The sequence below is a fragment of the Sphingomonas sp. R1 genome (assembly GCF_025960285.1).
Classification (GTDB): domain Bacteria; phylum Pseudomonadota; class Alphaproteobacteria; order Sphingomonadales; family Sphingomonadaceae; genus Sphingomonas.
The window spans coordinates 1,790,044-1,809,353 of record NZ_CP110111.1 but is presented as its reverse complement, the minus strand read 5'-3'; the positions used below and the strand labels follow the sequence as shown (position 1 = coordinate 1,809,353).

Annotated in this window: 17 protein-coding genes and 1 riboswitch; of the genes, 11 read left to right on the top strand and 6 right to left on the bottom strand. The window is 67.4% G+C overall.

Annotation, left to right across the window (positions count from 1 at the left end; genetic code table 11):
- Positions 1 to 26 precede the first annotated feature (26 nt).
- From OIM94_RS08740 to OIM94_RS08705, 8 genes are all read left to right on the top strand, one after another.
- Entirely contained in the window at positions 27 to 665 is a 639-nt protein-coding gene (locus OIM94_RS08740; RefSeq protein WP_264609672.1) for a hypothetical protein, read from the top strand.
- A gap of 229 nt (positions 666 to 894) precedes the next feature.
- Positions 895 to 985: riboswitch (glycine riboswitch) on the top strand.
- Positions 986 to 1,152: 167 nt separating this feature from the next.
- Positions 1,153 to 2,313 carry a glycine cleavage system aminomethyltransferase GcvT gene (gcvT, locus tag OIM94_RS08735; RefSeq protein WP_264609671.1) on the top strand — a complete coding sequence of 387 codons (1,161 nt, stop codon included), beginning with the start codon at positions 1,153 to 1,155 and terminating at the stop codon, positions 2,311 to 2,313.
- Between the two features lies 1 nt (position 2,314).
- Positions 2,315 to 2,686 (top strand): glycine cleavage system protein GcvH, encoded by a 372-nt coding sequence (gene gcvH, locus OIM94_RS08730; RefSeq protein ID WP_264609670.1) that lies wholly within the window; start codon positions 2,315 to 2,317, stop codon positions 2,684 to 2,686.
- A gap of 271 nt (positions 2,687 to 2,957) precedes the next feature.
- Positions 2,958 to 4,316, top strand: coding sequence for an aminomethyl-transferring glycine dehydrogenase subunit GcvPA (gcvPA, locus tag OIM94_RS08725; RefSeq protein WP_264609669.1), 1,359 nt, complete (start codon positions 2,958 to 2,960; stop codon positions 4,314 to 4,316).
- Positions 4,313 to 5,887, top strand: a complete 1,575-nt coding sequence (gcvPB, locus tag OIM94_RS08720; protein ID WP_264609668.1) for an aminomethyl-transferring glycine dehydrogenase subunit GcvPB — start codon at positions 4,313 to 4,315, stop codon at positions 5,885 to 5,887. Before gcvPA ends, gcvPB begins: the two co-directional genes overlap by 4 nt.
- Positions 5,888 to 6,156: 269 nt before the next feature.
- On the top strand, positions 6,157 to 6,876 hold the full coding sequence (locus OIM94_RS08715; RefSeq protein ID WP_264609667.1) for an FAD-dependent monooxygenase: 720 nt from the start codon (positions 6,157 to 6,159) through the stop codon (positions 6,874 to 6,876).
- Positions 6,877 to 7,004: 128 nt separating this feature from the next.
- Positions 7,005 to 7,508, top strand: coding sequence for a CcdC protein domain-containing protein (locus tag OIM94_RS08710; protein WP_264609666.1), 504 nt, complete (start codon positions 7,005 to 7,007; stop codon positions 7,506 to 7,508).
- Positions 7,505 to 8,134 (top strand): class I SAM-dependent methyltransferase, encoded by a 630-nt coding sequence (locus tag OIM94_RS08705; protein ID WP_264609665.1) that lies wholly within the window; start codon positions 7,505 to 7,507, stop codon positions 8,132 to 8,134. The genes OIM94_RS08710 and OIM94_RS08705 overlap by 4 nt, the downstream gene beginning before the upstream one ends.
- Here the strand turns inward: OIM94_RS08705 and OIM94_RS08700 are convergent.
- The gene (locus OIM94_RS08700; RefSeq protein ID WP_264609664.1) at positions 8,109 to 9,017 is read right to left on the bottom strand and encodes a DMT family transporter; all 909 of its coding nucleotides are present in this window, start codon (positions 9,015 to 9,017) and stop codon (positions 8,109 to 8,111) included. The genes OIM94_RS08705 and OIM94_RS08700 overlap by 26 nt on opposite strands.
- Positions 9,018 to 9,275: 258 nt before the next feature.
- Between OIM94_RS08700 and OIM94_RS08695 the strand changes: the two genes are divergently transcribed.
- Entirely contained in the window at positions 9,276 to 10,088 is an 813-nt protein-coding gene (locus tag OIM94_RS08695; RefSeq protein ID WP_264609663.1) for a putative rhamnosyl transferase, read from the top strand.
- A gap of 113 nt (positions 10,089 to 10,201) precedes the next feature.
- On the opposite strand, the gene rfbD is transcribed toward OIM94_RS08695, so the two are convergent.
- The 5 genes from rfbD to OIM94_RS08670 all read right to left on the bottom strand — a co-directional run bounded on the left by rfbD (position 10,202) and on the right by OIM94_RS08670 (position 15,028).
- Positions 10,202 to 11,068 (bottom strand): dTDP-4-dehydrorhamnose reductase, encoded by an 867-nt coding sequence (rfbD, locus tag OIM94_RS08690; protein ID WP_264609662.1) that lies wholly within the window; start codon positions 11,066 to 11,068, stop codon positions 10,202 to 10,204.
- Complete coding sequence (gene rfbB, locus OIM94_RS08685; RefSeq protein ID WP_264609661.1) at positions 11,068 to 12,129, bottom strand: dTDP-glucose 4,6-dehydratase; 1,062 nt, start codon at positions 12,127 to 12,129, stop codon at positions 11,068 to 11,070. Before rfbB ends, rfbD begins: the two co-directional genes overlap by 1 nt.
- Before the next feature lie 3 nt (positions 12,130 to 12,132).
- Positions 12,133 to 12,699, bottom strand: coding sequence for a dTDP-4-dehydrorhamnose 3,5-epimerase (gene rfbC, locus OIM94_RS08680; RefSeq protein ID WP_264609660.1), 567 nt, complete (start codon positions 12,697 to 12,699; stop codon positions 12,133 to 12,135).
- Positions 12,696 to 13,574 (bottom strand): glucose-1-phosphate thymidylyltransferase RfbA, encoded by an 879-nt coding sequence (gene rfbA / locus OIM94_RS08675; RefSeq protein ID WP_264609659.1) that lies wholly within the window; start codon positions 13,572 to 13,574, stop codon positions 12,696 to 12,698. Before rfbA ends, rfbC begins: the two co-directional genes overlap by 4 nt.
- Before the next feature lie 119 nt (positions 13,575 to 13,693).
- Positions 13,694 to 15,028, bottom strand: coding sequence for an exopolysaccharide biosynthesis polyprenyl glycosylphosphotransferase (locus tag OIM94_RS08670; RefSeq protein ID WP_264609658.1), 1,335 nt, complete (start codon positions 15,026 to 15,028; stop codon positions 13,694 to 13,696).
- Between the two features lie 699 nt (positions 15,029 to 15,727).
- Between OIM94_RS08670 and OIM94_RS08665 the strand changes: the two genes are divergently transcribed.
- Positions 15,728 to 17,914 carry a type I secretion system permease/ATPase gene (locus OIM94_RS08665; protein WP_319801146.1) on the top strand — a complete coding sequence of 729 codons (2,187 nt, stop codon included), beginning with the start codon at positions 15,728 to 15,730 and terminating at the stop codon, positions 17,912 to 17,914.
- Positions 17,911 to 19,305, top strand: a complete 1,395-nt coding sequence (locus OIM94_RS08660) for an HlyD family type I secretion periplasmic adaptor subunit (protein ID WP_264609657.1) — start codon at positions 17,911 to 17,913, stop codon at positions 19,303 to 19,305. The genes OIM94_RS08665 and OIM94_RS08660 overlap by 4 nt, the downstream gene beginning before the upstream one ends.
- The last annotated feature ends 5 nt before the right edge of the window (positions 19,306 to 19,310 follow it).

Here is a 19,310-nt window from a genome sequence, read left to right as displayed (position 1 = left end):
TGTTCGGTTCGAAAGGTTGCCCTCCCTTGTCTGTCGCGAAGTTCACCGTTCCCGCCCTGATCCTGCTCGCCGCCGGCGGCTGCAGCCGCACCGGCGAAATCACCGAGGGCGGCATCAGCGCGGTCCGCACCGCCTGCCCGACGGTGGCGATCCCCGCGGGGCTGGGCGACGTGACGCTGTTCGATCCGGCCACCAGCCGCGAGGCGAGCGCAATCGACGTGGTGGCGACGATCACCAACGTGACGCCGAGCTGCGACGATGCCGGTGCGCAGGTGGTGACCAACATCAAGTTCGACGTACTGGCCCGCCGCCGCGATGCCGGCCCGGCGCGCGACGTGGTGCTGCCCTATTTCCTCACCGTGGTGCGCGGCGGGACGCAGGTGGAAGCCAAGCGGATTTCCAACATCACGCTGCACTTCGACGCCGGGCAGATCCGCGCCAGCGCCGTCGGCACCGCGACCAGCAGCGTCTCGCACGCGGCCGCAACGCTGCCCGACGACGTCCGTCGCCGACTGACCGAGAAGCGCAAGGCCGGCGGCGAATCCGCCGCGACCGACCCGCTGAGCGATCCCAATGTCCGTCGCTCGGTGCTGTCGGCGACGTTCGAGGCGCTGATCGGCTTCCAGCTGACCGACGACCAGCTCAAGTACAACGCGACGCGGTAACGGCACGCGCCGACCCAACAGACGTCATCCCGGCGAAAGCCGGGATCCATTCACCTGTCCGGTGCGGCGCTTTCTGAAACGGAGCGCCGCTGGATCCCGGCTTTCGCCGGGATGACGGCTTGTGGTGCGGGCATTCCCTCTCTCCTCCAGACGATTTACCCTCAATCCCGATTGACTCCGGCAAGCCGTCCCGCCAAGGCTCGCGCACGTCGATGGCGGGTGACCGGCATGGGCATGCGCGGGAGAGAATCCGGTTCGCCGGATCGCCGAAGGAGCAACCGCCCCGGAATCTCTCAGGCACCGAGGACCGCGCAGGCCACGACACTCTGGAAAGCGAGACAGCCGTTGCGGCTGGGCTCCACCGAAGGGGTAAGCCGGGCCCTGACCCGCGCGAAAGCTCTCAGGTTCCGTGACAGAGGGGGCGATGGTGTTGCGGGGGCCCTGGGCCAACGCGCGTCATTGAAACCCTGATGCCCGGAGTGCCCCGATGAGCGAAGCCGCCGAAGACACCGCCACCGACCTGCCGATCGAGACGCTGCCGCTCGACGCCTGGCACCGCGCGCGGGGCGGCCGGATGGTCCCGTTCGCGGGCTATGCGATGCCGGTCCAGTATGAAGGCATCATGGCCGAACATCTCTGGACGCGCGAGCATGCCGGGCTGTTCGACGTCAGTCATATGGGCCAGCTACTCTTCTCGGGCGTCGACTTCGACGCCGGCCTCGAAAAGCTGCTGCCGGGCGACGTAAAGGGCCTGGGCGAGGGCCGGATGCGCTATTCGCTGCTGCTCAGCGAAGAAGGCGGCATCCATGATGACCTGATGATGACCCGCCTGCCCGCCGACAACGCCTTCGAGATCGAGGGCGGCACGATCTACATGGTCGTCAACGGTGCGACCAAGTGGGACGATCTCGGCGTGTTCCGCGAGTTCCTGCCCGACGAAGTGACGATCAACCACCTCGAAGACCAGGCGCTGCTGGCGCTGCAGGGGCCGGAAGCGGTCACCGCGCTCGCCCGCGTGCTGCCGGGCGTCGAGACGCTGGTGTTCATGACCGCCGCCGCGTTCGAATGGAACGGCAACCCGCTCTGGGTCAGCCGCTCGGGCTATACCGGCGAGGACGGCTACGAGATCTCGCTGCCGGGCGAGGCGGCCGAAGCATTCGCCGACGCGCTCACCGCGCAGCCGGAAGTGAAGCCGATCGGTCTGGGTGCGCGTGACTCGCTGCGTCTGGAGGCCGGCCTGCCGCTCTACGGCCATGACCTCGACCCGGAGACCACGCCGGTCGCCGCCGATCTCGGCTTCGCGCTGTCCAAGCGCCGCCGCGAAGAGGGTGGCTTTGCCGGTGCCGAGCGCATCCTTGCCGAGCGCGAGCAGGGCAGCGCCATGAAGCGCGTCGGCCTGATCGTCGAGGGCCGTCAGCCGGTGCGCGAAGGCGCGGCGGTGGTCGATGCCTCGGGCGCGGAAGTCGGCAAGGTCACCTCGGGCGGGTTTGCGCCGAGCGTGCAGAAGCCGATTGCGATGGCCTATGTGCCGTCGGCGCTTGCAGCGGCCGGCACCAAGATTACGCTTGTCCAGCGGGGCAAGCAGCACTCCGCGGAAGTTGTGGCAATGCCCTTCGTCCCCCACCGCTATGTCCGAAAGGGAGCGTGACATGAGCCGTTATTTTACCGAAGACCATGAATGGATCGAAGTCGACGGCGACGTCGCGACGGTTGGCATCACCGAATATGCCCAGAGCCAGCTCGGCGACATCGTCTTCGTCGAAGTGCCCGACGAGGGCAAGGAACTGAGCAAGGGCGACGATGCCGCCGTTGTCGAGAGCGTGAAGGCGGCTTCGGACGTGTACGCGCCGGTGTCGGGCACCGTCGTCGAGGGCAATGAAGACCTCGCCGAGAACCCCGCGCTGGTGAACGAGGATCCGGAAGGCGAAGGCTGGTTCTTCAAGATGACGCTGAGCGACGAAAGCGAGCTGGAAGGCCTGATGAACGAGGCCAAGTACCAGGCGTTCGTCGAGAAGCTGTGATCTGAAGTAGCCCCTCCCCTTCAGGGGAGGGGTTGGGGTGGGGGACTCTCCACGAGCGATCCGCCCCGCTGACCTGACTGCCCCACCCCCAATCCCTCCCCTGAAGGGGAGGAGCTTGAGTGGGGAAGCCCCTTCCGAGGGGCGCGTTCCCCTCCCGCTTGTGGAAGGGGTTAGGAGGGGATGGCAGCCGCCAGTCCTTCCCAAAGAACTTCAGCCCCTCCCCCGACCCCTCCCGCAAGCGGAAGGGGAGACAAGGGAAGAAGGAACAACGATGCGCTACCTGCCCCTTACCCCGGCCGACCGTCAGGCGATGCTTGGCACGATCGGCGCCCAGTCGATCGACGACCTCTTCGTCGACGTGCCCGAAAGCGCCCGCCTCAGCGGGCCGATCGCCGGCCTGCCGATGCATGCGTCGGAACTCGCGGTCGAACGCCACATGTCGCGCCTGGCTGCCAAGAACATCGCCGCCGGCTCGGCGCCGTTCTTCCTGGGGGCAGGGGCCTATCGCCACCATGTGCCGGCCTCGGTCGACCATATCATCCAGCGCGGCGAGTTCCTCACCGCCTACACGCCCTACCAGCCGGAAATCGCGCAGGGCACGCTGCAGATGATGTTCGAGTTCCAGAGCCAGATCGCCCGGCTGCTGGGCTGCGACGTCGCCAATGCCTCGATGTACGACGGCTCGACCGCGTGCTGGGAAGCGATCTCGATGGCGCGGCGCGTCACCAAGCGCGGCAAGGCGATCCTCTCGGGCGGGCTGCACCCGCACTACGTCTCGGTCGCCAAGACGATGGCGCGCTTCACCGGCGACCAGCTGGTGACCGGCGTGCCGACGCTGAGCCCCGAGCCCGACACGCTCGACCTGATCAATTCGATCGACGCCGACACCTCGTGCGTCGTCGTCCAGTATCCCGACATCCTCGGCCGCATCGAGGACCTGTCGGCACTCGCGGACGCCTGCCACGCCAAGAAGGCGCTGCTGATCGCCGTCGTCGCCGAGCCGGTGGCGCTGGGCGCGATTCGGGCGCCGGGCGAGATGGGCGCGGACATCGTCGTCGGCGAGGGCCAGTCGCTCGGCGTCGGCCTCCAGTTCGGCGGCCCCTATGTCGGCCTGTTCGCCTGCTCGGAAAAGCTGGTCCGCCAGATGCCGGGCCGCCTCTGTGGTGAAACGGTGGACGCCAGCGGCAAGCGCGGCTTCGTGCTGACGCTCTCCACCCGCGAGCAGCATATCCGCCGCGAAAAGGCGACGTCGAACATCTGCACCAGCTCGGTGCTGTGCGCGCTCGCCATGTCGGTGCACATGACGCTCTTGGGCGAGAAGGGCCTGCGCCAGCTCGCCGAGCTCAACCATGTCGGCGCCAGCGCCGCCGCCGATCGCCTCGCCGAAGTGGACGGGGTGGAGCTGGTCACCGACCGGTTCTTCAACGAATTCACGCTGAAGCTGTCGAAGGAAGCGCGCCCCGTCGTCCGCCAGCTGGCCGACAAGGGCATCCTGGCCGGCGTGTCGCTCGGCCGCCTCTATCCGGGCGTCGAGGAATTGCAGAACGGCCTCGTCGTCGCGGTCACCGAAACCACCACGGAGGAGGACGTCGAGACGCTTGCCTCCGCACTCGAGGAGGTGCTGGCATGAGCACGATCAATCCGTCGGGCTGGCGCCCCACCACACCGTCGCAGGGCGGTGAGACCGCCGAGGGCACGTTCACCGGCAACCGCGCGCTGATGCTGGAAGAGGCGCTGATCTTCGAGATCGGCTCCACCGACACCACCGGCGTTGACTTCGGCGAGGCCCCCGCGGGCAAGTCGCGCCTGGCCGGCATGGAGCGCGCGAAGGCCATCGGCCTGCCGGGCCTGTCCGAGCCGGAGACGGTGCGGCATTACACCCGCCTCAGCCGCCAGAACTACGCCATCGACCTCGGCCTGTTCCCGCTGGGCAGCTGCACGATGAAGCACAATCCGCGCCTCAACGAGCGGATGGCACGCCTGCCGGGCTTCGCCGACATCCACCCGCTCCAGCCGGTCGATACCGTGCAGGGCGCGCTGGAGGCGATCGACCAGCTCGCGCACTGGCTGATCACGCTCACCGGCATGCAGGCGGTGGCGATGAGCCCCAAGGCCGGCGCGCACGGTGAACTCTGCGGCGTGCTGGCGATCCGCGCCGCGCTCGACGCCAAGGGCGAGACCGCGCGCCGCATCATGCTGGTGCCGGAGAGCGCGCACGGCACCAACCCGGCGACGGCGGCCTTTGCGGGCTTCGCGGTGGAGGACATCCCCGCGACGCCGGAAGGCCGTGTGGACGTGGCGGCGCTCAAGGCGCGGCTGGGGCCGGACATCGCCGGCGTGATGATCACCAACCCGAACACCTGCGGGCTGTTCGAGCCGGACCTCAAGGACATTTCCGACGCGGTCCATGCCGCGGGCGGCTATGTCTATTGCGACGGCGCCAACTTCAACGCGATCGTCGGCCGGGTGCGCCCGGGCGACCTCGGCGTCGATGCGATGCACATCAACCTGCACAAGACCTTCTCCACCCCGCATGGCGGCGGCGGCCCGGGTTCGGGTCCGGTGGTGCTGTCGGCGGCGCTGGCGCCCTATGCGCCGCTGCCCTTCGTGGAGAAGACCGAGAGCGGCTATCGCATCGTCGAGGAAGAGAATGCCGAGGAACATCATGCCGGCACCTTCGGCCGCATGACCGCCTTCCACGGCCAGATGGGCATGTTCACCCGCGCGCTGACCTATATCCTCAGCCACGGTGCCGACGGCCTGCGCCAGGTCGCCGAGGATTCGGTGCTGAATGCGAACTATGTGCTGCGCGCGATGGAGGACGTGCTCGACGCGCCCTTCGCCAAGTCCGGCCCGTGCATGCATGAGGCGATCTTCAGCGACAAGGGCCTGCCCGAGGGCTTCTCGACGCTCGACATCGCCAAGGGGCTGATCGACGAGGGCTATCACCCGATGACGGTGTATTTCCCGCTGGTCGTCCACGGCGCGATGCTGGTCGAGCCGACCGAGACCGAGAGCAAGGCGGCGCTCGACCAGTTCATCGGCGCGTTCCGCAATGTCGCTACCAAGGCCAAGCAGGGCGAGGCGGCGCTGAAGAGCGCACCGCACTTCGCCCCGCGCCGCCGCCTCGACGAAACGCTCGCCGCGCGCAAGCCGGTGCTGGCCTACAAGGATGCGGCGCCGGCCGAAGCGGCCGAGTAAACGCCCGACCCGTTACCCCCCGAGAGGGTCGCACACGCCGGCTGGAAGCCCCCGCTTCCGGCCGGCGTCTTGCGTTTGGGGGGAGGAAGATCGCGGCGAGTGTTCGGCTGCAAGCATCCGCCGCGGTGTTGCCGATCTCTTGTCACGTCGCTGTTGCTTGAGTCCCGTGCCCTGCGGTTTTCGGGCCCCGCATTTTCCGACGCCATCCCGTTGCGCGGCTGGGCCCTGGCGCCTATTTCCGCGGCGTCGAAAATGGTGGCGCGTGGGAAATGGCGGGCCGGATCGCCGACCGCTACCGCGCGGGCCGTGTTTTCCTCGCCGGGGATGCGGCGCATCAATTGCCGCCCACCCGCGGCGGCTTCGGCGCCAATACCGGTATCGACGATGTCTGGAACTTGTCCTGGAAACTGGCGGCGGTGATCGCCGGTGTCGCCGATACGACCCTGCTGGACAGCTATGACGCGGAGCGCCGGCCGGTCGGCTGGCTGCGCCACCAGCAGACGTTCTCGCGGCCCGACTATGCGCACTGGGCGCCGCCCTCGTTTGTCCCGGAGACCTTGATTGCGCCCGAGGCGATGGAATTCGGGCAGCTATATCGGTCGTCGGCGGTCATCGGTGCCGGGCCCGATTTGCCGGCAGCGGCGATACCGGAGGCTTGGGCGGGCCAGCCCGGCACGCGCGCACCGCATGTCTGGGAGAGGGGCATTGTCGGCGCGCGGTCGACACTCGATCTCTTTGGCCGCGGCTATGTGCTGCTTTCGGCCAACCCCGCCTGGGCAGCTCTGAGTGCGCAGTGCTCGATATCCGCGGTGTTTGTCGGAGACGATTTTCACTTTCCCCAAGAGCAGCCGTTCGACGCGGTCTATGGCGTGATCAACGCGGGCGCGACGTTGGTCCGGCCGGACGGCGTGATTGCCTGGCGCTCGCAGGCGCTGCCGGACGCATGTGCGGAAGCGAGCATAAGACGGCTGGCTTCGGCGCGGGGCTGACCGGGTGGGCGGGGGCCCCTCGATCCGGGTCCCCGCCCGTTCATGGCGTCAGCCAATGGACAGGAACCACTCGACCTCGCCGCACTTCCCCCTATGCTGCACCGCATCGCTCCCGGGGGGACTCCGCCATGCAGTTCGATACGCCGCACCTGCTTCGCTACGGCATCACCGCGCTCGTCGTGGGGCTGATCCTCGCGCTCCGCATCCGCCGCATGTCCAAGGCGCGGCCGCTCACCCTCGAGCGGCTGTGGATCATCCCCAGCCTCTATGCGCTGCTCGTCGCCAGCCTGTTCGTCCAGGCGCAGCCGAGCCTGGGCGGCTGGGCGCTGTGCGCCGCAGCGCTGGCGGTCGGCGCGGGGCTGGGGTGGCAGCGGGGCAGACTGATGCACCTCTTGGTCGATCCCGCGACGCACCAGCTCAACCAGAAGGCATCGATCGGCGGGCTGCTGTTCATCGTCGTGCTGATCGCGGTGAAGATGGTCGGCCAGGCCGAGGGCTCGGCGCTGCACCTCAACGTGATGCTGCTGAGCCAGGCCTTCGGCACGATGGCGCTGGGGCTGTTCAGCGCGATGCGGGTCGAGATGTACCTGCGCGGCAAGCGGCTGCTCGCCCAGGCGCGGGCGACGGCATGAGCGACCGCGAGCGCAGCTGGCTCGCCCCGCCCGAAGGCGTGCGGCGCCACGCGCCCGCGACGCTGCGCAACCGCGCGGCGATCGCGACGATGCTCGGCGAACTGTTGCCCGCGTCCGGCGCGGTGCTCGAAGTGGCGAGCGGCAGCGGCGAGCATTGCGCCTATTTCGCCGAGCATTTCCCCAGGCTGGAATGGCACCCGAGCGATCCGGACCCCGATGCGCTCGCCTCGATCGCATCCTGGTGCGCGGGGCTGGCCAATGTCCGCCCGCCGGTCGCGCTCGATGCCGCCGCGGCGCGCTGGCCGGTCGCCCATGCCGATGCGATCCTCTGCATCAACATGGTCCATATCAGCCCCTGGGCGGCGACGCTGGGGTTGATGGCGGGGGCGGGGCGGCTGCTGCCGCCGGGCGGGCCGCTGATCCTCTACGGGCCCTTTCGCGAGGCGGGGGTGCTCACCGCGCCCTCGAACGAGGATTTCGACCAGTCGCTGCGGGCGCGGGATCCTGCCTGGGGGCTGCGCTTGCTGGACGAGGTGATCGCGGCGGCGGGGGCGCAAGGCCTGGTGTTCGATCGGCGGGTGGCGATGCCCGCCAACAACCTCATAGTGGCGTTTCGGCGTAGCTAGCCTGGCCGCGGGCCAGCTTCTGCTCGCGATAGACGATGTAGAGCCCGCTGGCGATGATCACCGGCGCACCGAGCCAGGTCGAGAAGGTCGGGAACACGTCGAACAGCAGCCAGCCGTAGAGCGTCGCCCAGATCAGCCCCGAATAGTCCATCGGTACCACCGCCGAGACGGGGGCGAAGCGCATCGCACCGGTCAGCGCCAGCTGGCCGACGCCGCCCACCAGTCCCGTGGCGATGAGGATCGCCCAGGTCTCGGCATCGTGCGGACGGAAGTTGAACGCGTAGATGGCGCCGAGCACGGGCACCGAGAGCAGCGAGAACCAGAAGACGGTGGTGCCGGCGCTTTCGGTGCGGGTGATCTGCCGCAGCGTGATCGCGACGATGGCGACGAACAACGCCGCCATCAGCCCGACGAAGGCGCCGAAGATCGGAATGGCTTCCCGGCCCGGCTGGACGACGATCAGCACGCCGAGGAAGCCGACGATCACTGCGCCCCAGCGATGCCGGCCGGTCGGCTCGCCCAGGATCAGCGCGCCGAGCAGCGTGGCGAAGATGGGCACGGTGAACTGGAAGGTCTGCGCCTCGGCCAGGGGCAGCAGGATCACCGCGCCGAAGGTGAAGATCATGCCCGTGAGGCCCACCGCGGTGCGCCAGACATGCGCGCCGAAGCGCTGCGTCTTGAGCGACTTGAGCCCCGGGCCCATCACCACCCACAAGGTGACCAGCGGCACCGCCCAGAGCTGGCGGTGGAACATCGTCTCGATCAGCGAGGCGCCGCGCAGTTCCGACATCTTGATGAGCGCCGACATGGTCGACAGGCAGGCAATGGCGAACAGGCGAAGCGCCAGGCCGGTGGCAATGCGATCGGGACGGGCGTCGGGCACGGGCGGAGGGTTAGGCGCGGGGGGCGCGGGCGGCAAGCCGTTTGTCGTTCCGGCCGCGTGTCATTGCGCAGTGCAGCAATCCCCGGTTGCCCAGTTCCGGAATATCCCGTAACCGTTCGCGGGAATGGCGGCAACCAGCGGGGTCGGCGAAGACGAACGTGCCGTTCGCGTGTACCCTGTTTCTTGCGCGTTGTTCGAACAAGGCCGTTGTAGCGGCCGGGCTTTCTTCGTTTTGCTAGACCGGGGCTGATCGAACCGATGCTTCACGTGATCCTGACGCGCTTCAACATCGCCAGCCCGGGCCGCGAGGTGGCGATCCGCAATTCGCCGGGTTGGCTCGACCGCCGTTTCGGGCTGTTCGAGCAGTTCTGCCTGCCGAGCATCGCGGGCCAGACCGAGCGCAATTTCCACTGGCTCATCTATTTCGACAAGGACACCCCCGCCGAGTTCCGCGAGCGGATCGAGCGCGATCGGCAGATCTACAACTTCACGCCGCGCTACGTCGCGATGTTCGACAAGGCGATGATCGCGGACGACGTGAAGGCGCTGGCGACGCCCGGCGAGCAGCTGATCGTCACCACGCGGCTGGACAATGACGACGCGCTTTCGAACGACTTCGTGGCACGGGTGCAGGCCGCGGCGAAGGATGCGCCGGCACAGACGGTGCTGAACTTCACCCAGGGCATCGCGATGCGCCAGGGCCGGCTCTACACCGCTGCGGACCACAGTAATCCGTTCACCTCGCTGGTCGAGCGCGATCTCGCCAGCGTCGAGACGATCTGGGCCAAGCCCCATCATGAGCTGGGCCAGAAGTGGAAGATCACCCAGGTCGCCGGGCGGCCGGTATGGCTGCAGGTGGTGCATGGCGAGAATGTCATCAACCGCATCAAGGGGCGGCTGGTTTCCGATATCGAGGTGGTCGAATCGTTCAAGATCCGCAGCGACGTCGCACCCCAGCGGGTGAGCGGGATGACGCTCGCGTTCGATCACCTCGTCGCCGCGCCCGTGCGGACGCTGCGTGAGGCCGTGTTCAAGACGATCAAGCCCCTGGTCGCGCCGTTCAGGAAGTGACGGCCTGGCGCTGATCGGGGAGCATCGGTGATGCTCCCCGCAGCCGGCGATGTCGATGAAACCCGACCGGAGTGCGCAGCCACCCCGCCGCGCACAGGGTCGGGCCGGGCATTTTATGCCAGGAGGCGACCTACCACTTCCGCCACCGAGTCCTGCCAGGCGGGTGCACGATAGCCGAAGGTTTCGGCGAACTTGTCGCAATTGAGCCGCGAATTGGCCGGGCGCTTCGCCGGGGTGGGGTAGCCGGAGGTGGGAATGCCGGTCACCTCGGCGGTCGGGCCGCCGTGCTTGGCGCTTTCCGCGAAGATCGCGCGCGCGAAGTCGGCCCAGTTGGTCTCGCCCGATCCGGTGAAGTGATACAGGCCGCTGGTGGCGCCGTTCTGCTGCCAGTGGCCGACGACCTTGAGGATCGCCGTGGCGATGTCCAGCGCCGAGCTCGGGCAGCCCTGCTGGTCCTCGACCACGTTCAGCGTGTCCCGCGTCTCGGCGAGGCGCAGCATCGTCTTGACGAAGTTGTTGCCGAACGGGCTGTAGACCCAGGCGAGCCGGATCACCGCGTTGGTCGCGCCCGAGGCCTGCACCGCTTGCTCGCCGGCCAGCTTGGTGGCGCCATAGACGCCGAGCGGACCGGTGGGGTCGTCTTCGCGCCACGGGCGGTCGAGGCTGCCGTCGAACACATAGTCGGTCGACAGATGGATGATCGGCGCGCCGATCTTCGCGCCCGCGCGCGCCAGTACGCCGGGGCCGTCGCCGTTGATCGCCATGGCGAGCTCGGGCTCGCTCTCGGACTTGTCGACCGCCGTATACGCAGCCGCCGACACGATCAGCTCGGGCTGGATCTTCGCCACCGCCGCCTCGATCGTCTCCGGCTTGGAGAGATCGAACTCGGGATAGCTGGTGAAGATCAGCTCATGGCCCTCCGCCTGTTCGCCCAGCGCCTGGGCGACCTGGCCGTCATGCCCGGTGACGAGGATGCGCATCAGGCGGTCTGCCCCAACCGCTCGCCGGCATATTTGCCGGAGCGGATCGGACCCCACCACCATTCATTCTCGAGATACCAGTCGATCGTCGCGGCGATGCCGGTGTCGAAATTCTCCTCGGCCTTCCAGCCCAGTTCGGTCTCGAGCTTGGTCGCGTCGATCGCATAGCGGCGGTCATGGCCGGGGCGATCGGTGACGAAGGTGATCAGCTCGCGGCGCTTCTTGCCATCCTTCAGCGGAATGCGCTGGTCGAGCAGGTCGCAGATCGTCTCGACGACCTGCAGGTTGGTGCGCTCGTTGCGGCCGCCGACATTGTAGCTTTGGCCGACCTTGCCGGTCGTGGCGATCGTCGCCAGCGCCTTGGCGTGATCGTCGACGTACAGCCAGTCGCGGATATTCTCGCCCTTGCCGTAGACGGGCAGGGGCTTGCCTTCGAGCGCGTTCAGGATGGTCAGCGGGATCAGCTTCTCGGGGAAGTGGAACGGCCCGTAATTGTTCGAGCAGTTCGACAGCACCACGGGCAGGCCATAGGTGTGACCCCAGGCGCGGACCAGATGGTCGCTGGCCGCCTTCGACGCCGAATAGGGCGAGGAGGGATCATAGGGCGTCTCTTCGGTGAAGATGCCGCTGTCGAACGGCAGGTCGCCGAACACCTCGTCGGTGGAAATGTGGTGGAAGCGGAAAGCCTCGCGCTTCTCCCCTTCCAGCTCGCGCCAATATTGCAGCGCCGCCTGGAGCAGCTTGAAGGTGCCGACGACGTTGGTCTCGATGAACTCGCCCGGGCCGTCGATCGAGCGATCGACATGGCTCTCGGCGGCGAGGTGCATCACCACGTCGACCTGCTCTTCGCGCAGCAGCGGCAGGATCGTCGCGGTGTCGGCGATATCGGCATGGACGAAGCGGTAGTTGGGCGCGTTCTCGATCGCGGTCAGCGAGGCCGGGTTGCCCGCATAGGTGAGCTTGTCGAGATTGATGACGCGCGCGCCCTGGCGAACGAGGTGGCGTACCACTGCCGAGCCGATGAAGCCGGCGCCGCCGGTAACGAGGAAGGTCTGCTGCATGGATCAGCCCTGATAGAAGAAGGGGGTGTTGAATTCGGCGAACGGGGTAGCGACCGCGTCCTTCTCGGAGAGCACCGGCTCGACGCCGATGTCCGGCCAGGTGATGGCGAGATCGGGATCATCCCAGCGGATCGCCATCTCCGATTCCTTCGAATATTTGGCGCTGACCTTGTAGAGGATCTCGCAATCCGGGACGAGCGTCATGAAGCCATGCGCATAGCCGGCCGGCACCAGCAGCTGGTTCCACTTGTCCGCCGAAAGCTCGACGCCGACCCACTGGCCGTATGTGGGCGAGCCGCGGCGAATGTCGACCGCGACGTCGTAGATCGCGCCGCGCAGCACGCGCACCAGCTTGGCCTGGGCGAAGGGCGGCGCCTGCAGGTGCAGTCCGCGGATCGTGCCCGGTGCGGCCGAGAAGCTCTGATTGTCCTGCACCCACCGCGCCTCGACGCCTTCGGCGTCGAGCGCGGACTGCTTGAACACCTCGGAGAAGAAGCCGCGGTGATCGCCGTACTTGGGCGGGGTGAACTCGATGACGCCCGACAGCGCGTGGTGATGCACCTGGGTCATGCCGCGGCTACCAGCTTGCGCAGATAGGCGGCATAGCCCGTCTTGCCGAGGCCGGCGGCGCGCTTGAGCAGATCGTCGGCGCCCAGCCAGCCGCTCTCGAAAGCGATTTCCTCCGGGCAGGCGATCTTCACGCCGGTGCGGTGCTCCAGCGTGCGGACGAACGAGCCGGCATCGTGCAGGCTGTCATGCGTGCCGGTGTCGAGCCAGGCATAGCCGCGACCGAGCCGGGTGATGTGGAGGTCGCCGCGCTCCATGTAGATGCGGTTGACGTCGGTGATCTCGAGCTCGCCGCGCGCCGAGGGCTGGATCGACTTGGCGATGTCGACCACGTCCTTGTCGTAAAAATAGAGCCCGGTGATCGCCCAATTGGACTTGGGGTTGGCCGGCTTTTCCTCGACGCTGGTAGCGACGCCCGTCTCCGGATCGAACGCGACCACGCCGTAGCGCTCGGGATCGTCGACATGATAGGCGAACACGTTCGCGCCGCCCTGCGACGCCTGGGCCGCAGCTGCCTGGCAGCGCTCGCCCATCTTTTCACCGTGATAGATGTTGTCGCCGAGGATCAGCGCGCTGGGATCGTTGCCAACGAAATCGGCGCCGATGATGAAGGCTTCCGCGAGGCCGTTGGGCGAAGGCTGTTCGGCATAGCTCAGGTTGATGCCGAACGCCGAACCGTCGCCGAGCAGCGCCTGGAACATCGGCAGGTCGCGCGGGGTGGAGATGATCAGGATGTCCCGGATACCCGTGAGCATCAGCACCGACAGGGGGTAGAAGATCATCGGCTTGTCATAGACGGGAAGCAGCTGCTTCGAGATCGACAGCGTTGCGGGGTAGAGGCGCGTGCCGCTGCCACCCGCAAGGATGATACCCTTCATTCAAATTCCCCCATGGCGCGGGCGGGCCCGCAACGACAACTACGAAACGACAAATGCGGAAGCGGACTGGATGTCAATGCACTTGCGCGTGATCGCGGGAAGCTTGCCCCGTCCCGCGATCAGAAGGCGTTGGAGTGAACGATCACGCGCAGCGTCTTGAACAGGATGGTGACGTCCCGCCAGATGTCCCAGCCGTCGATATACTCCATGTCCGCCTGCAGGCGATTGGTGAGATCGACGCGGCGATCGGTCGCGCCGCGGAAGCCGCGGATCTGCGCGAGGCCCGTCATGCCCGGCTTGAGCGTGTGGCGGTGCCAGTAGCGCTCGTCGATTTCCCAGAAGAGATGGTTGGCGGCGCGCGACCCGAGTGCGTGCGGGCGCGGGCCGACGACGCTCATGTCGCCGCGCAGCACGTTGAGCAGCTGCGGCAGCTCGTCGATGCTGGTCTTGCGGATGATCCGGCCTACCTTGGTGATGCGATCGTCATCGCGGCTGGCCGAGACGTTGCCGTTCGCATCGCAGAGCGCAACGCGCATCGAGCGGAACTTGAGGATCTTGAACAGCCGGTTGCCGCGGCCGACGCGGTCCTGTGCAAAGAAGACGGGGCCGGGGCTCTCCAGCTTGATCAGGATCGCGACCATGATCATCAGCGGCGCCAGCGCGACCAGCGCGGGGACGGTGATGAGCAGATCAAGCGCCCGCTTCTTTGCGCGGTTCGGCATGTTGAGCGGGCCCTGGGACACGACCAGCGTGTCCTTGCCCTCATAGGAGTCGACGCCGATCGCGCCCAGCGCGTTGAACTGGGGGACGAGGATCTCGCCCTTGATGTTCATGCCTTTGAGCAGCAGCGCCCATACTGCCCGGTGCTCCTCGGTGCAGGCGACGACGACCCGGTCGAAGCCCACCACGGTGGTGCCGAGGCGATGCAGCATCTGCGGATCGCGCGGGTTGGGCGTGAGGTTGATGATGCGCGCATCGAGCGCGACCGCGCCGCTCGCGACCTCCAGGGCAACGCCGTCGACGATCACCAGCTCGTCGAGCAGCGTGCCGCGTGTCAGCGCACGAACGTGCCAGCGGAAGCCAAGGCGGCAGATCGTCACCAGGCTGAGCGCCAGGAGCACGCCCTCGCCGAGCTGCAGGCGCGACAGCGGCAGCTCCGCGGTGAGCAGGTAGCTGCCCAGCAGCACGATGAACACCGAGAAGAAGAACGCCGAGAAGATGCTCTTCACCCCGCTGACCGGGTAGCGCAGGCAGCTCAGCGAATAGGTGCCGCTGGCGAGCGCGGTGCCGAGCGTGATCGGCAGGAGGAAGATGCCGACATTGACGCCCGCAAGGGACAGCCAGTTGCCGTCGCGCGAGCAGGCCGCGATGTAGAACCCCAGTAGAATTGCGATGCTGTCGAGCAACAGCAATTCGGTGTAGAGGATCATGCGGATCGTGGAACGTCGCAGCATGGGTGCGGCGCTGGGGGCAGAACGGGCATGGGCCCGGAGCTGCTCCTCAAAGGCGCGCTGTGCTTCAAAAGCGTTCATTGCCTCGTCGGGCTCCCTCAACGGATTGTGCACGCTGACAGCGGCCGATTCGGCCTGTTGCATTGCACTATAACGGGACAAATCGATTCCCGGAAGTCCGCGCGGCGACCAGAGGGTCCTTTTTCGAGACGATGAGCAATGGAGGCCACGGTCAATCTACCAGAGTCAGCGGCGCATGGGGTGCGGAAGAAAGCATCGTCAGACGTGCACATCTTCCTTAGCGGCTGCATGATTGTTACCAAGGATGACAGATTTTGGCGACCATGGATCGCTTATGCTGATCGCACGGCGGCAATCAAGCCCCGGGCCATCCTATAGCTGCTTTGGCGAAAGTCACTTCGCGGATGCAGCATTCGGGCTCCGAGGCGATCCGTCGATATTGCTGCGCTGCAACCTTCATGCGTGGGCATGGTTCCCGACCCTCTCCGATAAAATTCTTGTCCTTGTGCTAGCGGCAACGCTTTAAGGCCCGACTAACGCAGACTGCCGTCTGCCGATCCTGTCTGGTCCGGCATCCCCGGCAATAGGTATAAACCACAGAAAAATCTGGCTTAAGCGAGTCTTTACCGAGCTCGTTCATCATGGCTGCGATCAGTAGCGCCATGGAGGCAGAGTACCGGAATGACACGCGACGAGATGCAGGCCCAGCTCCAGGGCGCGTTCGCCGCCCAGGCTGCCGCCGAGCGCGAGGGCGAATTGCGCGAATCCGGGCTTGTGGCGCTGTCGCTGCTGCTCGGCGTCCACAACATCGCCGTCACCCCCGAACAGCTGCGGCACATGCTGGGCCATGCCGAGGGTGCCAGCGTCGACGACCTGATCCTGCTCGCCAAGCGCCAGCAGGGCGTGCGCGCCAAGGCGGTGGACGTGCCGCGCGGCGGTCTGGCCCGCCAGCCGCTGCCGGCCATCGCCGACGGCCCGGAGGGCTGGTTCGTGATCGGTGGCCTGACCGAGCATGGCGTGATCATCCAGCGTCCCGGCCACGCCCCCGAACAGGTCGACCGCGAGGGGCTGGATGCGCTGTGGTCCGGCACGCTCGTGCTGCTGACGACGCGCGCCGTGGCCGGCCAGGCGCTGCGATTCGGTTTCTCCTGGTTCGCCGCACAGTTCCAGCGGTATCGCAGGCTGTTTCTCGAGGTGCTGGGCATCACCCTGGCGCTCAACCTGCTCGGCCTCGCGGCGCCGCTGCTCTTCCAGAGCGTGATCGACAAGGTGCTGGTCCACAACAGCATGAGCACGCTGAGCGTGCTCGCCTTCGCCTTCCTCGCCGTGTCGGTCTGGGAGGTGGCGCTGGGCTGGATCCGCACGCGCCTGTTCACCGAGACGACGCAGAAGATCGACGTCGAGCTGGGCGCGCGGCTGTTCCACCATCTGCTGGCGCTGCCGCTCGGCTATTTCGAAAAGCGGCGGGTGGGCGACACCGTCACCCGGGTCCGCCAGCTCGAGACCATCCGCGAATTCCTCACCAATGCGTCGCTGACGGTGATGGTCGATCCGCTGTTCACGGTCGTGTTCCTCGGCGCGATGCTGTTCTACTCGCCGATGCTGTTCGGCGTCGTGATCGTGTCGCTGGTCGCCTATGCGATGGTCTCGTTCGGCGTCGCGGGCCCGCTGCGCACGCGTGTCGAGGACAAGTTCGAGAAGAGCTCCGCCAGCAACGCGCTGCTCGTCGAGAGCGTCTCCGGCATCCACACCATCAAGGCGACCGCGGTCGAACCGCACTGGCAGAATCGCTGGGAACGCCAGCTCGCCGCCTATACCGCCTCGTCGCAGCGGCTGATCAACGTCGCCAACACCGGCAGCCAGGCGATCGAGCTGATCTCCAAGCTGAGCTTCGCGGCGATCCTGTTCTTCGGCGCCAAGGCCGTGATCGGTGGCGCGATGAGCGTCGGCGCGCTCGTGGCGTTCAACATGTTCGCCCAGCGCGTTTCCGGCCCCGTGATCCGCATGGCCCAGCTGTGGCAGGACTTCCAGCAGGTCCGCATCGCGATCGAGCGCCTCGGCGACGTGCTCAACCATCCGGCGGAGCCGCGGCCGGCCTCCGCCGCGACGCTGCCGGTGCTGCGCGGCGCGATCCGCTTCGAAAACGTGACCTTCCGCTATGCCGAGGACCAGCCGCCGGTGCTGAGCGACATCACGCTCGACATCCCCGCCGGCACGTCGCTTGGCATCGTCGGCTCCTCGGGGTCGGGCAAGTCGACGCTGGCCAAGCTGCTGCAGCGCCTCAACACCCCCGATCTGGGCCGCGTGCTGGTCGACGAGGTGGATGTGGCCCAGCTCGATCCCGCCTGGCTGCGCCGGCAGATCGGCGTCGTGCTGCAGGAAAATCTGCTGTTCAGCCGCTCGATCCGCGAGAACATTGCGCTGTCCAACCCGGCGATGCCGTTCGAGCATGTCGTGGCGGCGGCGACGCTGGCGGGTGCGCATGATTTCATCCTGCGTCAGCCGCGCGGCTATGACACCGAGATCGTCGAGCGCGGCGTCAACCTGTCGGGCGGCCAGCGTCAGCGGCTCGCCATCGCCCGCGCGCTGGTCGGCAATCCGCGCATCCTGGTGTTCGACGAGGCGACCTCCGCGCTGGATGCCGAGAGCGAGGAGCTGATCCAGAACAATCTGCGCGCCATCTCGGCGGGCCGCACGCTGGTGATCATCGCCCACCGCCTGTCCGCGGTACGCGCCTGCGATCGGATCATCACGCTGGAGCAGGGCCGCATCGTCGAGAGCGGCCGGCATGACGAACTGCTACGCCTGGGCGGCCGCTATGCCGACCTGCACCGCCGCCAAAGCGGCTATGGGGAGATTGCCGCATGAACGCCGTTGTTCCGATCGGCCGCGGCGGCCCGATCGCCCGCATGCGCGGCACCGTGCTGCCCGCTCGCGCCGATGCCTATGATACCGAATTCCTGCCGGCCGCGCTCGAGATCATCGAACGTCCGGTGTCGCCCACCGCGCGCCTCACCGGCCGCGTGATGGTGGCGGGGCTGGCGATCACCGCCGCCTGGCTGGCAATCGGCCGCGTGGAAGTGGTGGCGCCGACGCAGGGCCGCATCGCCCCGATCGGCGAGACCAAGATCGTGCAGTCCCCCGAAAGCGGTATCGTCCGGCGCATTCTGGTGGGCGAGGGGCAGAAGGTTCAGAAGGGCCAGGTGCTGATCACGCTCGATCCCACCATGTCGGCAGCCGAAGCCGCGCAGGCGCGCGTGGCGCTGCTCAGCGCCCAGCTCGATGCCGCGCGCAACCAGGCGATCATCGACGCGCTGGACGGAAAGGGCTTCCGCTTCGCCGCGCCCGCCGCCGCAGGCGCCGCCGAGATCGAGACGCATCGCGGCCTCGCACGCGCGCGGCTCGGCCAGATCGAGGCGATGCTTGCTGGCGGCCGATCGGACAGCGGTGCCGCCGCTTCCGCCTCGGCCGAGGCACAGGCGCAGGTTCGCAAGCTGGAACAATCGCTGCCGCTGCTCGAGCAGCAGATCGCCGCGAACGAGGCGATGGCCGCCAAGGGCTATGTCTCGAAACTGCGCGTGGTCGAGATGCGCCGCCAGCTCATTTCCGAACGGCAGGACCTCACCGCGGCGCGGGCGACGGTGGCCAAGCTTGGTCAGCAGTCGCGCAGTGCCAGCAGCATGTCGATCAGGACGCGCGAGGAGGCGCGCGCGCAGGTGCTCCAGGATCTGGTGAAGGCGCAGGACGACGTGCGGGCGCGCAGCGAGGAAGTCGCCAAGTCGAATCTGCGCAGTTCGTTCCGCGAACTGCGCGCGCCGGTCAGCGGCACGGTCTCGCAGCTGCAGGTCCACACCGAAGGCGGCGTGGTGGAGGGCGCCAAGCCGCTGCTGTCGCTGGTGCCGGACAATGCCCGGCTCGAGGCCGAGGTGATGGTGGACAATAGCGATATCGGCTTCGTGCGCACCGGCATGCCGGTAAAGGTGAAGCTGCAGGCGTTCCCGCACACCCGCTATGGCATGATCCCCGGCACGGTGGTGGGCATCGCGCCCGAGGCGGTGCAGGTGAAGGAAGGCCAGCCGCCGGTCTACAAAGCGCGGATCGCGCTGGACCGCGGCTATGTCATCGCCAATGGCGGGCACGTGCCGCTGCGGCCGGGCATGATCGCCAGTGCCGATATCGTCACCGGCAAGCGGACATTGCTGAGCTATCTCGTCGGCCCGATGCTCGAAACCGGCAGCGACGCGCTGCACGAGCGCTGAGCGCG